Annotated in this window: 10 protein-coding genes; 8 read left to right on the top strand and 2 right to left on the bottom strand. The window is 36.0% G+C overall.

Annotation, left to right across the window (positions count from 1 at the left end; all coding sequences use genetic code 11):
* Positions 1-536: 536 nt before the first annotated feature.
* The 5 genes from MSVAZ_RS03935 to MSVAZ_RS03915 all read left to right on the top strand — a co-directional run bounded on the left by MSVAZ_RS03935 (position 537) and on the right by MSVAZ_RS03915 (position 6,279).
* Positions 537-1,913 (top strand): mannose-1-phosphate guanylyltransferase/mannose-6-phosphate isomerase, encoded by a 1,377-nt coding sequence (locus MSVAZ_RS03935; protein ID WP_048118331.1) that lies wholly within the window; start codon positions 537-539, stop codon positions 1,911-1,913.
* A 210-nt stretch (positions 1,914-2,123) separates the two neighbouring features.
* Positions 2,124-3,179, top strand: coding sequence for a GDP-mannose 4,6-dehydratase (gmd, locus tag MSVAZ_RS03930; protein ID WP_048118328.1), 1,056 nt, complete (start codon positions 2,124-2,126; stop codon positions 3,177-3,179).
* Positions 3,180-3,195: 16 nt separating this feature from the next.
* A complete protein-coding gene (fcl, locus tag MSVAZ_RS03925; protein WP_048123656.1) occupies positions 3,196-4,143 on the top strand; it encodes a GDP-L-fucose synthase in 948 nt (315 codons plus the stop codon).
* A 32-nt stretch (positions 4,144-4,175) separates the two neighbouring features.
* The gene (locus MSVAZ_RS03920; protein ID WP_232316209.1) at positions 4,176-5,111 is read left to right on the top strand and encodes an N-acetylneuraminate synthase family protein; all 936 of its coding nucleotides are present in this window, start codon (positions 4,176-4,178) and stop codon (positions 5,109-5,111) included.
* A gap of 1 nt (position 5,112) precedes the next feature.
* The gene (locus MSVAZ_RS03915) at positions 5,113-6,279 is read left to right on the top strand and encodes an acylneuraminate cytidylyltransferase (protein WP_048118326.1); all 1,167 of its coding nucleotides are present in this window, start codon (positions 5,113-5,115) and stop codon (positions 6,277-6,279) included.
* Between the two features lie 409 nt (positions 6,280-6,688).
* Here the strand turns inward: MSVAZ_RS03915 and MSVAZ_RS03910 are convergent, their stop codons facing one another.
* Positions 6,689-8,167, bottom strand: a complete 1,479-nt coding sequence (locus MSVAZ_RS03910) for a flippase (RefSeq protein ID WP_232316208.1) — start codon at positions 8,165-8,167, stop codon at positions 6,689-6,691.
* Positions 8,168-8,901: 734 nt separating this feature from the next.
* Between MSVAZ_RS03910 and MSVAZ_RS03905 the strand changes: the two genes are divergently transcribed.
* A complete protein-coding gene (locus tag MSVAZ_RS03905) occupies positions 8,902-10,056 on the top strand; it encodes a hypothetical protein (protein ID WP_048118319.1) in 1,155 nt (384 codons plus the stop codon).
* An 812-nt stretch (positions 10,057-10,868) separates the two neighbouring features.
* Here the strand turns inward: MSVAZ_RS03905 and MSVAZ_RS19995 are convergent.
* Entirely contained in the window at positions 10,869-11,042 is a 174-nt protein-coding gene (locus MSVAZ_RS19995) for a hypothetical protein (RefSeq protein ID WP_156150953.1), read from the bottom strand.
* A 667-nt stretch (positions 11,043-11,709) separates the two neighbouring features.
* On the opposite strand from MSVAZ_RS19995, the gene MSVAZ_RS03900 reads away from it, so the two are divergent.
* Both MSVAZ_RS03900 and MSVAZ_RS03895 read left to right on the top strand, forming a co-directional pair.
* Complete coding sequence (locus MSVAZ_RS03900) at positions 11,710-13,515, top strand: PAS domain-containing protein (protein WP_048118316.1); 1,806 nt, start codon at positions 11,710-11,712, stop codon at positions 13,513-13,515.
* A 202-nt stretch (positions 13,516-13,717) separates the two neighbouring features.
* On the top strand, positions 13,718-14,188 hold the full coding sequence (locus MSVAZ_RS03895; protein ID WP_048118313.1) for a flavodoxin domain-containing protein: 471 nt from the start codon (positions 13,718-13,720) through the stop codon (positions 14,186-14,188).
* Positions 14,189-14,251: the final 63 nt, after the last annotated feature.

The raw sequence follows: 14,251 nt of genomic DNA, 5'->3' as shown, positions 1-14,251 counted from the left end.
TATATTCGGCAGAAAAACATTAAATTTTGAGTATTATATTAGATAGTGTTTCATAAACATTTTTAATATTTTATTTGTCTCTTCATAATTTCCTATGGATAAGATGATTTTCAATTCAAGACCGCATTGGTTTTTATGAGAATATTATGAGGATATCCATACAAAACAACGAAGAGCCTCTTTTGGAAGATTTGATCAGAAGCTTATCTTTATACTTGCTGAAGTTACAGCCAATAAGTCAAAGCCTTCATTAATGTTTGTGATAAGGTTCATAGCTTACAGTGGCAGCTTCAACAGATGCACTTTGTTAAGAGTAGATATTAGCAATCAGCTATTTTTTAGAAAGAATATCCTCTATGTTATTTAAGTCTCAAGTAGGCTCAACTCTTTTCTGGGCAAAGCTTATTTAACAACTTTCATGATATTGCTCTAACTCGTGTTTTCAGCGTATCTGTATACTATTGTCTAGAAACCAATCTATATACCTTCAGTTAGATTATTAAGATAGCATCCATTTTAACCAATATCTACAGGAGATGACAGGTATAAAATCAATAATTCTTGCAGGCGGTTCAGGAACACGGCTCTGGCCCCTCAGCCGGGAAATGTATCCCAAGCAGTTTTTAAAGTTTGGAAATAATTCTCTTTTTCAGGAAACCATCCTCAGGTGCCTTGAAATTTCTGAAATTTCTGAAATTTTCGTTGTAACGAACGAAGATCAAAAATTTTTCGTAATCGGGCAGATTGAGGAAATAGGGTACTCAATCCCTCCAGAGAATGTATTAATCGAGCCTGAAGGCAAGAATACTCTCCCTGCAATTTTCTTCGGAATGAAAGAAATTGAAAAAAAATATGGGCGCTCTGTAGTAGGGATTTTTTCATCAGATCATGTCCTTGATAGAGTTGCAATGCAGACAATTGCTTCAGCTGAAGAGCTTGCTTCGGATTATCTGGTTACTTTCGGGGTTGTTCCTGATTTTCCTCACACGGGATATGGCTATATTAAACCCTCAGAAGCCTGTGGGCCAGGTTACAGGGTTTCGGAATTCAGAGAAAAACCGGACCTGAGAACTGCAGAGAAGTATATTCAGGAAGGCTGCCTCTGGAACAGTGGGATGTTCCTGTTCGATACAGAGCTTTTCTTTGACGAAGTTAAAAAATATGCACCTTCTGTTTTCGCCTGTTTTGAAAACGGAAAGGATATTAATGAGATTTATACATGCGTGGACAAGATTTCCGTTGACTATGGAATAATGGAAAAATCCGATAGGGTTGCAGTTGTAAAACTTGAGCAGAAATGGAGCGATCTGGGAAATTTTGCAGCAATTTATGACGAGTTTGAAAAGGACCCTGTAGGAAATGTTGTCCATGAATGTGACCCTCTAATGCTGAACTCCAATGGAAATCTCGTATATTCAAGTTGCGGTAAGCTTGTTTCGCTCATTGATATTAAAGACATGGTTATTGTTGATACCAGTGATGCTCTGTTAGTTTGCCCTAAATCCAGCAGCCAGAAGGTGAAGAATATTGTCTCAGCCCTTAAAGACAGAAATGATGAAAGGGCATACATCGGACAAACTGTTTACAGGCCCTGGGGCTCGTATACCTTACTTGAAACATCTCCGGAGCACAAGATTAAGAATATAACAGTACTTCCTGACCATAAGTTAAGCCTCCAGCTGCATTACCATCGCAGCGAGCACTGGGTGGTTGTTAAAGGTATGGCCTGTGTGGAAGTAGGCGGACAGCAGTTTTTCCTGAGACCTGGAGAAAGCACTTTTATCAGCGCAGGAGAGAAACACAGACTGTCAAATCCGGGAAAAATTCCGCTTGAAATTATTGAAGTGCAGCTGGGGGAGCTTGTAGACGAAGCGGACATTGTCAGGTTTGACGATGTTTATGGGAGGAAATAAAAAGTATTCAGAACCTTAGTGAATGTCACAAAATAGATTGTATAGATTTTTTATAAAATTGGTTTTTAATTGGTGACGTTGATATTGAAAATCAAAGTACAAATCAAAATATATACATAGTTTATTCTGTGACAACGCTTTCGGTTTGAATCACTTGATAATATTTTTATTCTTGAAACTTGCACTAATCATTAAAATCAGGGAAATAGCATGGATAAAGTTGCACTAATTACTGGAATTACAGGTCAGGATGGGGCTTACTTAGCTGAATTTCTTCTTAATAAAGGATATACTGTGCATGGTATAAAGCGGAGATCTTCTTCATTTAATACCGGAAGGGTCGATCATCTTTACAGAGATCCCCATGAAAGAAACGTAAATTTTTTCATGCATTATGGTGACCTTACGGATTCTACCAACCTTATCCGTATAATACAGGAAACTCAACCGGATGAAATTTACAACCTGGCTGCTCAAAGCCATGTACAGGTATCCTTCGAAACTCCAGAATATACGGCAAATTCCGATGGGTTGGGAACTCTGCGCCTTCTGGAGGCAATTAGAATTCTGGGTCTTGAGAAAAAAACAAAATTCTACCAGGCTTCAACCAGTGAGCTTTACGGGAAGGTACAGGAAATTCCCCAGAAAGAAACAACTCCTTTTTATCCAAGAAGCCCGTACGCAGCGGCTAAACTGTATGCGTACTGGATTACGGTCAACTATCGGGAAGCGTACGAGATTTTTGCATGTAATGGTATCTTATTCAACCACGAATCCCCAATTCGAGGAGAGACGTTTGTTACTAGAAAAATAACGATGGCAGCCACAAAAATAAAACATGGACTGCAGGAAAAACTTTACCTTGGAAACCTTGATGCAAAAAGAGATTGGGGATTTGCAAAAGATTACGTGGAAGCAATGTGGCTGATCCTCCAGCAGGAAAAACCAGATGATTATGTAATTGCTACAGGAGAGACTCATTCGGTACGGGAGTTTACAGAGCTGGCATTTAAGGAAGTCGGCATTGAGATTTTGTGGAAAGGTAAAGGTAGTGAAGAAGTTGGAATTGACTCCCGTACAGGTAAAATTATAGTAGAAATAGATCCCAGATATTACCGACCTACCGAAGTAGACATATTGATTGGAGATCCCTCAAAAGCAAAGGAAAAGCTTGGCTGGGAGCCTAAAGTAAAATTGGAAGAGCTGGTAAAGATTATGATAAAAGCCGACGAAAAGGCTGCAAAGGAAAATCACTCTTTTGAATAAAACAAAGGTGATGATTATGGATAAAAACTCAAAAATTTACGTAGCTGGTCACAGGGGTCTTGTAGGTTCAGCTCTGAAAAGAAGACTTGAATCTAAAGGTTATTCCAATCTTATCCTCCGCACCCATAAAGAGCTTGACCTGGCAAACCAGCAGGAAGTCAATGAATTTTTTGAACGGGAAAAACCGGAATATGTTTTTCTAGCCGCTGCAAAAGTGGGTGGGATTCTTGCTAATAACACCTATCCTGCCGAATTTATTTATGAAAATCTTATGATTGAAGCAAATATTATTCATGCTTCGTATAGATATGGCGTAAAAAAATTACTTTTCCTGGGCTCTTCCTGTATCTACCCTAAATTAGCTCCGCAGCCCTTAAAAGAAGAATATCTATTAACCGGACCTCTTGAAGAAACGAACGAAGCCTATGCAATTGCAAAGATCGCAGGGATCAGGCTTTGCAAGCATTATAATCAGCAATATGGGACTAACTTCATCTCGGTAATGCCGACCAATCTTTACGGGCCGAATGATAATTTTGACCTTGAAACTTCACATGTAATGCCTGCATTGATCAGGAAGTTCTATGAGGCTAAGATAAATAATGAGCCTGAGGTTATTGTATGGGGTACAGGAAAGCCTCTCAGGGAATTTATGCATGTAAACGATATGGCGGACGCATGTGTTTATTTAATGGAGAATTATGACTATTCTGAGATAGGGGAATTTGTGAATATTGGAGTTGGAGAAGATGTTACTATAAGTGAACTTGTTGAATTGATAAGAGAAATTGTGGGATTTGAAGGGAAAATTAAGTATGATACTTCAAAGCCTGATGGGACTCCGAGGAAGTTGATGGATGTTTCAAGGCTGAATAAGTTGGGATGGAAAGCTAAGATCTCATTGAAGGAAGGGATTCGGGAAACTTATGAGTGGTATATTTTGTTGAGATCACAACCTAAATGAACATGATATTCTTTGAATAATATGCACAACCAATGAAAGTGCTTGCAGATGGCAGCATTTTCATGCTAATTCTGACTCTCAAACAAGAGATAAAAGGCAGGGAGAAAATGAAGGACATAAAAGTAATTGCTGAAGTTGGTTGTAATCATAAAGGTGAGATGGAAGTTGCCCATGAAATGATAAAAGTTGCAGCTGAATTCTGTAAAGTAGACATTGTTAAATTCCAGAAAAGAACCCCTAAAGAGCTGTTAACTATCGAAGAATATAATGCACCTCACCCAGTACCTCATAATTCCTACGGAAAAACTTATGGTGAACATAGAGAATTTCTAGAATTTGACCTGGACCAACATAAGCAACTAAAAAAATGGTGTGAAGATTGGGGTGTAGTTTATTCCACATCTGTCTGGGATATGACGTCTGCGAAGGAAATTACATCTATTAATCCTGAATTGATCAAAATCCCTTCAGCATGTAATCTTAAATTTAATATGCTTGATTACCTTTGCAAAGAATACGATGGAGAAATCCATTTATCTTTTGGAATGACTACACACGAAGAAGAAGAAAAAGTTGTAAAATTTTTTGAAGATAGAGGTCGTGCAAAAGATCTTGTAATATACAGTTGCACTTCCGGTTATCCTGTTCCTTTTGAGGATATTTGTCTCAATGAGATATTAAGAATAAGGAAAACATTTGAGAATAGAGTAAAAAGCATTGGTTTTTCAGGCCATCACCTTGGAATTGCTGCAGACATAGCTGCTCTTGCTTATGGTGCGAAGTATTTCGAAAGGCATTTTACACTTGATAGGACGTGGAAAGGAACGGATCATGCTGCAAGCCTGGAACCTGATGGAATGAGAAGACTAACAAGAGATTTAAAGAATGTATCGAAAGCCTTAACATACAAACAAAAAGAAATTCTGGATATTGAAGATACTCAGAGACAGAAATTAAAGAGGTTCTGACTTGAAAAAGTACATTGCACTAATTCCGGCAAGAGGAGGAAGCAAGAGCATACCTCTAAAAAATATCAAAAAAATTGCCGGTAAACCATTAATTTATTGGACAATCGAAGCTGCAATTAATTGTAGCAAAATTGAAAAAGTATACTTATCCACTGACTCAGAAAAAATAATTGATGTAGCGAGAAATATCAAAAATGAAAAAATAGTAATTGTAAACCGAAGCCCTGAAACTGCTACCGATACAGCAAGTACAGAATCTGTGATGCTAGAATTTGCCAACTTCCATGACTTTGAAAACATAATTTTAATTCAGGCTACGTCACCTCTTTTAACATCAAAAGATTTGGAAGAAGCAATAATGACATTTGAGAACTATGAAGCTGACTCTCTCCTATCAGTAGTTGAGCAGAAGCGCTTTATATGGAATAAATCTTCAGATCATTTTGTAAAACCTTTGAATTATGATCCGCTAAATAGACCCAGAAGGCAGGATTTTAAAGGTTATCTTGTAGAGAACGGTGCATTCTATATTACTTCAAAAAAACTATTGCAAGAAACTAAGTGCAGGATTTCAGGAAATATAGCCTATTACAAAATGCCAGAAGAGACCTATTATGAGATAGACGAACTTGCGGATTGGGAGATAATAGAAAAATTACTTTTGTCCAGAAATAAGGTAAATAAAGATCTTAAATCAAAATTAAAAAATGTAAAATTGTTCATTACTGACGTTGATGGTGTAATGACCGATTGTGGAATGTACTACTCCGAAAACGGTGATGAGTTGAAGAAATTCAATACGAGAGACGGAATGGGCATCCAATTATTAAGAGAAAAAGGTATTAAAACTGCAATAGTTACGAAAGAAAAAACAAAGATTGTAGAAGCCAGAGCGAATAAATTAAAGGTAGATGAAGTTTATCAAGGAATAGTAGATAAACTAAGTATTTTTGAAGAGCTCAGAGAAAAATACAGTCTTGAATATTCAGAAATAGTTTACATCGGCGACGATATAAACGATATTCCCGTATTGGAAAAGGCTGGAGTTTCATTTTGTCCGAATGACGCCGTAGATGAGGTAAAAAATGTATCTGATTATATTTTGTCCAGGAAAGGCGGAGAAGGAGTCATTCGTGAAGTTGTCGAAATATTAACAATGAATATTTAAAGAAACTTTTGCACATATTAAACTAATATATATGTGATAAAAAAGAGATCCTAAAGCCAACTGTACAGATCCTAAAGCCAACTGCAGATTCTCAATTTATTAACCGTTTTTCGAGTAGTCGGGAGGATTACTCCTCCTTTCTCCCCAGGGAAACATACTTGAAAGTTTCCCTTCATACGGCTCAAATGTTTTCAAACCCTTTCTGTATCAGGCATCAGTTATTTTGCATTTCTGATATGGTTACCCTAATGGAAGGGGCAGCATTAAAGCAAGTTCATGGCATAACTTTTGTCACACAGCATGAAAGTGCACAAGGTATCATTTTCATGTGCTCATTTCATTCTCTTTTCCCATAATCGTGAATACTCCATTCAGGCGGTCTCAAAACTATGCCTGATTTTCACCATGATCAGGTGTCGGTTTTTATTATATCATATAAAAGTTTAAATTCTTGTTTTCCAAAACCTTTCAAGAGGAATAAAGCAATAAAGTAAACCGGCACACATACACATATTGTGAGCATAATTTCAAAGAGACTCTCTGGTGTATATAGGACAATTATAAGAGACATTAAAATTGATGCAAGGATACTTTTTAGCATAAATGTTAAATTTGTATCAAACTTCAAGAATTTCGAGGAATAATGGATTGTTAAACCCAGACTAACCAGGAATGCAAATAGAGTCGTTATAGCAGCTCCAATAATTCCTAGATAAGGGATTATGAGAAAATTAAGTACAAGATTTAGCGTGGCTGCAATAACCCATATTCGACCTGAGATTACTGTTTTCTTTTTTAAGGCTATTGCCTGAGCGACTATCACATAGACTCCATATAATAGGGTACTTAAAGCAACAAAAGGTGTTATTAGGTATCCTTGAGCTGCGATTTCTGGAGTTGACAAAATCGTTAAAATGGGTTTTGAAAGAAAAGAAAGCCCAAAAGCTGCAGGTATTGAGATAGCCATCAAGTACCTGAGTGAGTAACTTAAAACTGTCTGTACTTCGTATACATTATTTTCATCATAATATTTTGATAAAACAGAAGGAAGTAAAAAAACAAGCGGCCCTATAAATATATTTATTAAATTCCCAAGGGAATAGCCTGGCGAGTAGTACCCTACATATGCAGTCCCAATGAGAAGTCCAATCACATATCTGTCACTTGCATTTACAATCCAGTTTGAAAAATTGCCCAGAACTGTTGGTATTCCAAAGTTTAAGTACTCTTTAATATTCTTAAACTTAGGTATTTTAATTCCCACATCCAAAATGATGATAAAAGCCAGAATTACAAATGTAAGTAGGTCCGTGATCAATAGGCCAATGGAAGCACCAATGATTCCTTTTCCAAGTAGAACCAGGGTACTTACAGTAAGAATCTGAGCCGCTGCATTAAAGAATACAATAAAAGAATACTTTTTGATCTGCTGTCGAGCTCTTAAATAACTTACAAACAGGTTAATTAAACATTCAAAGAAAACAATTATAGACAGTAATTTAACCACTCTTATATTGTCATCAAACAACTTTGGAGCGACTACACCTGAGGAAATATACAAAAATAATGAGGCTATTCCACTTGTAAGTAAGACCAGGACAAATATGGAATAAAAAATTTCCTGGATTTCCTCTTTTTTATTTAAAGCAGCTAAGAATCGAACCATAGTATAAGGCAGTCCAAGCATCACAATTCCGGGGAATATTCCTATCGTAACCAGCATCTGTGCCCAGATTCCATACTCTTCGATAGGGAGATTTTTGGTAAGAATTGGAAGTAAAATAACTCCACTAAAACTTGTTAGCAATTGAGTAATACCTATTAGTCCAATTCTCTGTAAAAACAGTTTATATTCAGCCATTTTTTTCTCGAATCCTTTTGTGATCAAACCTGATATTAATCGGTTTAAATAAAATGATATGTTCTAATTTTTGGATTGGCAAGGTGGTTTAGACTACCATATTTTGATATAAAATTTTCTCAAATTTCTATAGTTCCAAATAGGATGTTAAATAAAATTCATTTGTATTCAGTTAAGAGGTAATCTACAAGAAATGTGTTATTTTTGTTGTCATTTCTGTAAACCTATAAATGTAAATCGAAATGTATAGATGATTGCAGTAGTCATTTTAACGCTAACAGATTCCTTAACCGAATACAAATGAAATGGTATTATGGATTTTAAGAGTTAATAAGATCTTCATGGTGACAGCCATCAAAGTTATTAAGGTTAACTTTAGTATATAATGTTGTCTCATGATGCCAATAAGGGCCGGAAAAGTCTGTAATTTGTTAGAGTCTGACGTATTTTATGAGACTTTTTAATATTTTATATGATCTCCAAAATTTGACATTGATTCCGATGGCAGTTGACCAACATCGTTCAAAAGACGAGAAAATAATAAAAAGTCTCTATTTTATCTTGAAAATAAGCTAGTAATGCTTCTTATTATATGTAATTTGATTTGAAATGCTGAAAATATGTATTATAATTTGTAAAATTCTACCCTTTATAATTATTACATAATAACTATTATAATTACACAACTGTTAATGGAACTACAAATTATTTAATGGTGTTATACTTACTTTTAGAATTGAGTTTCGGAATTGAGTCGATCTATGTCACACAAAATAATAAAAAATATTGGAATTGTTACTTTTTATCCTCCAATGCGAACTGAGTTCGAGTTGTTTGGGGTAGAAACTTTTGAAAAAAATGGTTTTAATGTTTTTTTTATAGATATATCTAAAATATTAACCCCAAATCTAAAATATGACCCTCCGGTGGTCAATGACAAAATAGTTATAAAAATTAACAAAATTAGAGAACTATATGATATTTTAAATCAAAACAACCTAATTATAGTTAGCGCAGTTTATTACACTTATAAAACTCTTTGGCTTTATAGGTTATACAAGAAATTTAATGTTCCTTATATCGTTTTTGATATATCGTACCATCCATCAAGAACCTTCGAATCATCCCAAAAGTCATTACAAGAACGAATAAAAAGACTAAATTTTCGAAATCTAATAATTCGATTAGTCAATTCCAATACTTTCAATCAATTTCTGATCAAAAAAGCAGATTTTGCATTAGTTCCAAATTACTTTTCTAATATACTGGATCCTACGATTGGTAAAAACACAAAAATACTTTACACTCATCACTCAGACTATGATAAATATTTAGCAAATCTGGACAAAAAAGTATCTCCTGAAAATATAATTGTTTTTTTAGATGAATATCTTCCATATCATCCTGATTTTCAAGTGATGAAATCAAAGCCTCCTGTGACGCCAATGAACTATTATACAAGTATATCTAGGTTTTTTGATAAACTTGAACAAAAAACAATGTTGCAGGTAGTCATAGCTGCTCACCCAAGATCCGCTCGGAAAAATTTGTTTGGGGACAGAAAAGTTATTTACAATAATACCTTAGAGCTGGTTAGGAAATCCAGACTTGTTGTTGCTCATTCGAGTACAGCTCTTAATTTTGTAGCATTATATAAAAAGCCGGTTATATTTATGACCACAGATGAAATCATCAAAACTGACCATAATAATATAATAATGAATATGGCCAAATGTTTCAACAAAATACCCATCAACATTGATGATGAAACAAGTATTGATATGAGTGACATTTGCTCAATCGATCTTGAAGCATATAATAATTATTTAAACAACCATGTTAAAATACCAGGAACACCGGAAATAAATAGTTGGGAAATGTTTATTGATTGTTTGAATGAAAACCACTACATTTAACGTTAACCAGCTTTTGTTATGGCATCCTGCTTTTTCGAGCAGGTTACTGACATTTATTTCCTGAACACACATGATATTCTTCGAATAACAGACACAAAGAAATGAAAGTACTTTTCACCTTACCCTTTTTTGACTATTGATCGTGTCATTACCTTATAGTCACGAAACTAAATAATGCAACTGCCCAATGAGGTACAACGAAGTTTTTTTGTTGCAATAATTATAGGCGTGACTAGATATCACAATTGGATAAAAGTCTATTTTTGAGCCGTAAAAGTTTCCAGTATTTTCACAAAAAGGCAAGATAATATAATAATATCCAAATATTTATATAACCAAGAAGGTTTTTGTATCAATTGCATAGTGAACGGGCATGCTCTGGACCACATCTACAAGATCACACCCTAATAAACTACAAAAACTAACCATGAGGAAATTATACCCGTTCACAGTTTCTTCTATTTTTTATTAAATTCTTTGAAAAGAAGTTCTGTTTGAGTACTTATTCACTAACTCTTACCAGTTATAATTTTAGAACTGTAGATCTCTCTTCAAAACCGAATTAAGTATTATCTGAGTAAAACAAATTGTTTTTATGGTATGTTGAGGGTCCGGAAGTTTAGTTTTCCATGTCCTTACGGTGAGGTTGGAAATTAAGGCTTCTTCTGAAAAATGAGCCATTAGAGCAGATACCAATATAAGTAGTACATAAAGAAACTGAAGTAGAGTCTCCCTCTTACCCTACCGCAGATCTTTAATGGAGGTTTTATGTTGTTTTAGACTTTTTGCCATTTTTGGGTTTTTTGCCATTTTTAGGTTTTTTGCCATTTTTCTTTAATGGAGGTTTTATGTTGTTTTAGACTTTTGCCATTTTTAGGTTTTTGCCATTTTTCTTTAATGGAGGTTTTACGTTGTTTTAGACTTTCGCCATTTTTGAGTTTTTGCCATATTTCTTTATTGTACTCCAGATTTACTGGTTTACTCAATTACTGTATCGTCCTCTAGAAATCCACTTTGGCTTCACGCTTGCAGATAAAAGTCCCATTTTGAGATCTTTTAACTTTTACACGTCTGATCAATGAAGGGGTTCATGATAGACATTCAGATTTTAGAGTATATTCATGGTGGTGTAATGATGGAAGCTTAACACCAGAGTTTCTCTAGCTGCAGACTGATACCTGTAAATCAGGAGTACGGATTCTTATTACCGTACATTTACTATATATATTTTCCCCTCGGCGGGCTATATCAAAATTCGATACATAAAGCCGAGTATTGGGGAGCTAAAAAAACTGGTTATTTATAGTTATCGCTTTTAGCATTTTTAGCATTAATAATAACAAAAACGAACATGACACTCTTTGAATAATATGCACACCCAATGAAAGCGCTTGCAGATGGCAGCATTTTCATGCTAAACAAATAAAACATTGTAATCAAAAAATGGATATTATATAGGCATGTATTATATAAATAAAATATAGATAAAAAGCGAGAATACAGAAAGCGAAAATACAGGAAGCAAGAATACAGGAACACAGGAAGTGGATGTTAAAGAACCCCTGTGAAGGTAATTATATAGATGGATGAGGGTCGGAAGTCAAAGATTGCTAAGTTTGCAAGAAAAATGCTTTGTGAGGGGTAATTGTAGAGATGGATAAGGATTCAGAGGACTATGGAGCTTTAAATGCGAACTTCCATATTGCAGGCAGTAAAAATAACGTAAGAGGAGAAGCTCTCCACGCAGCTCTGGAAAAAGAAGAAACTCTGAGAATGATGATCAATAACAGTCACGTAGTGCTCTTTCTCTTGAAAAACGAAGATAAATGGCCTGTGGAGTTTGTCTCCGAAAATGTGGCGAAATTCGGATACTCGGTAGAAGATTTCACTTCTGGCAGGATGCGATATAAAGATATAATATACTTCGATGATCTCAAAGAGGTTGAAGAAGTATTTGAGAAAAAAGTAAAAAGTAAGGCTTCTGCGTTCAGCCTGGAGTACAGGATTGTAACAAAAACAGGAGATATTCGATGGATAAACGAAAGGACATTTATCCAGAGAGATACCGGCGGAGAGGCTACACACTTCCAGGGCGTAGTGCTCGATATCACCAGGCGGAAAGAAAGCGAAGAAGAACTGAAAAAAACTCTTAAAATGCAGAAAGTATTGACTATAGCAGTTAATAATAGTCCTGCAGTGGTTTTTCTCTGGAAGAATGAAAAATACTGGCCTGCGATTTTTGTATCCGATAATGTAGTACAGTTTGGATACACAGTTGATGACTTTCTATCACAGAAAATTCAGTACGGAAAAATCATACACCCTGATGACCTAAAAAGAGTAGAAGAAGAGCTTGAAAGGAGCATTCAAAAAGGGGAGGTAAGCTTCAACTCTGAGTACAGGATTTTTACAAAAGCCGGAGATATGTTGTGGGTAAACGAGAGAACCTTTATCCAGAGAGATATAGAAGGAAAAGTAGCCTGCTTTCAGGGAATAGTGCTTGATATAACTCATAGAAAGAAAACTGAAAAAGCCCTGAGAAAATCACTAAAAACGCAAGAAATGCTGAAAAGCATAATTAATAAAAGCCCGGCAGTAGCTTTTCTAAGGAAAAATATAGAAAAGTTGCCTGTAAATTTAGAAAAGTTGCCTGCAAATTTAGAATACTGGCCTGTGGATTATATTTCTGAAAACGTAACGCAGTTTGGGTACTCAGTAGAAGATTTTCTTTCCGGAAAAGTACATTATGGGAACATAATCCATAGAGAAGATATTCAGGCAGTGGTTGAAAGTCTGGAACGCTCGGTAAGAGAAGGATATGATTCCTTTGAGATGGAATATAGAATTATTACCAGAGGCGGAAGTATACGCTGGGTCGAAGACCGAACACTTATCCAGCGAGACAGTGAAGGCAAAGTCACTCATTTTCAGGGAATAGTCGTCGATGTCACTGAGAGAAAAGAAGCTGAGAAAATGCTCGAAATCCAGAGAGAGCTGGGAGTATCCCTCAGTACTACCTGGAATCTCCAGACCATGCTTAACCAGATCCTTGACGCCTGCCTGAAAATAGAAGAGATAGATGCTGCAGGCATATACTTGAAAGACGAACTTCTAGACCAGATTAATTTGGTTGCACACCGGGGACTTTCTCCCGAATTTGGGAAAAGTATTTCGATATATAGGGCAGATTCTCCTGAAGCTCGGCAGATATGGACTGAGAAGCCGGTCTACAGGATGGATTTTTTTGCAGATCGAATGGCAGATTTAATCAGGAAAGAAAAACTTACTGCAATCGCCGTGATTCCTATGAAGCACAGAGGAGAAATTATAGGCAGCCTTAATTTTGCTTCTCATACTACAGACAGGATTCCACAGAACATACGCAATTTTCTTGAGAGTGTAGCCCTCCAGGTAGTGAACTATATAGCTCCTCTCCGTATTGTGGCAGACCTTGGATAATATTTTTTCATACGTAAAGTCAACCTGACCCTGGACGAAATCCTTATCTAAATTAATTTTTATAATTAATGCAGGGTTGAAAAGTGAGAATATCTTGGGTTTCGCCCTGTTTTCCAGCTTTTGGGAAATACGCAAACCTGTTTTGATCACTTTTTGTCCGTTACTTGCATTAATATAAGATCTTACATAGTGGGGGATAAGATTGAAGGCGATAGTAGTTTATCTCAGTACCTCGGGGAATACAAAAGCTATGGCAGAAGCAATAGCTAGCGGAATTGAGTCAAAACATGTGGATGCAAAAGCTATTAGTTTTTATGACGTAAAACTAGAGGATCTTTACGAAGCCGATGCAATTGCAGTCGGTTCCTCGACTTTTTACTACCGGATGCTCCAGCCCATGGAAAAATTCATGGATGAAACTCTAGTTTCCACAAATCCAAAAGGAAAATTAGGGGCTGCTTTCGGATCGTATGGATGGAGCGGAGAAGCACCTATACTGATAGCCGAAAAAATGCGAGACATGGGAATGACTGTCATAGACCCTGTACTCAGGATACTGCACAAGCCCACAGACAAGGACATACAGGAGTGCAAAAGGCTTGGAGTTGACATTGCCGAAAAGCTAAAGCATAAAAGCAGCAAAACGCCACAACCACAGGGAGCACCGAGTTAACCTCAGTTTTAAAAGCATACGAACTTAATATCTAAATACTACAACCGGTAACCATGAAAAAAC

It is taken from the genome of Methanosarcina vacuolata Z-761 (assembly GCF_000969905.1).
Taxonomy (GTDB): domain Archaea; phylum Halobacteriota; class Methanosarcinia; order Methanosarcinales; family Methanosarcinaceae; genus Methanosarcina; species Methanosarcina vacuolata.
The sequence above is the reverse complement of the archived record's forward strand: the minus strand, read 5'-3'. Positions and strand labels throughout refer to the sequence as shown.

Excerpts from the sequence above, each read along its gene's own strand:
- fcl (WP_048123656.1), top strand. The coding sequence starts at position 3,196 with ATGGATAAAAACTCAAAAATTTACGTAGCTGGTCACAGGGGTCTTGTA.
- MSVAZ_RS03935 (WP_048118331.1), top strand. The coding sequence starts at position 537 with ATGACAGGTATAAAATCAATAATTCTTGCAGGCGGTTCAGGAACACGG.
- MSVAZ_RS03920 (WP_232316209.1), top strand. The coding sequence starts at position 4,176 with ATGAAAGTGCTTGCAGATGGCAGCATTTTCATGCTAATTCTGACTCTC.
- gmd (WP_048118328.1), top strand. The coding sequence starts at position 2,124 with ATGGATAAAGTTGCACTAATTACTGGAATTACAGGTCAGGATGGGGCT.
- MSVAZ_RS03905 (WP_048118319.1), top strand. The coding sequence starts at position 8,902 with ATGTCACACAAAATAATAAAAAATATTGGAATTGTTACTTTTTATCCT.
- MSVAZ_RS03900 (WP_048118316.1), top strand. The coding sequence starts at position 11,710 with ATGGATAAGGATTCAGAGGACTATGGAGCTTTAAATGCGAACTTCCAT.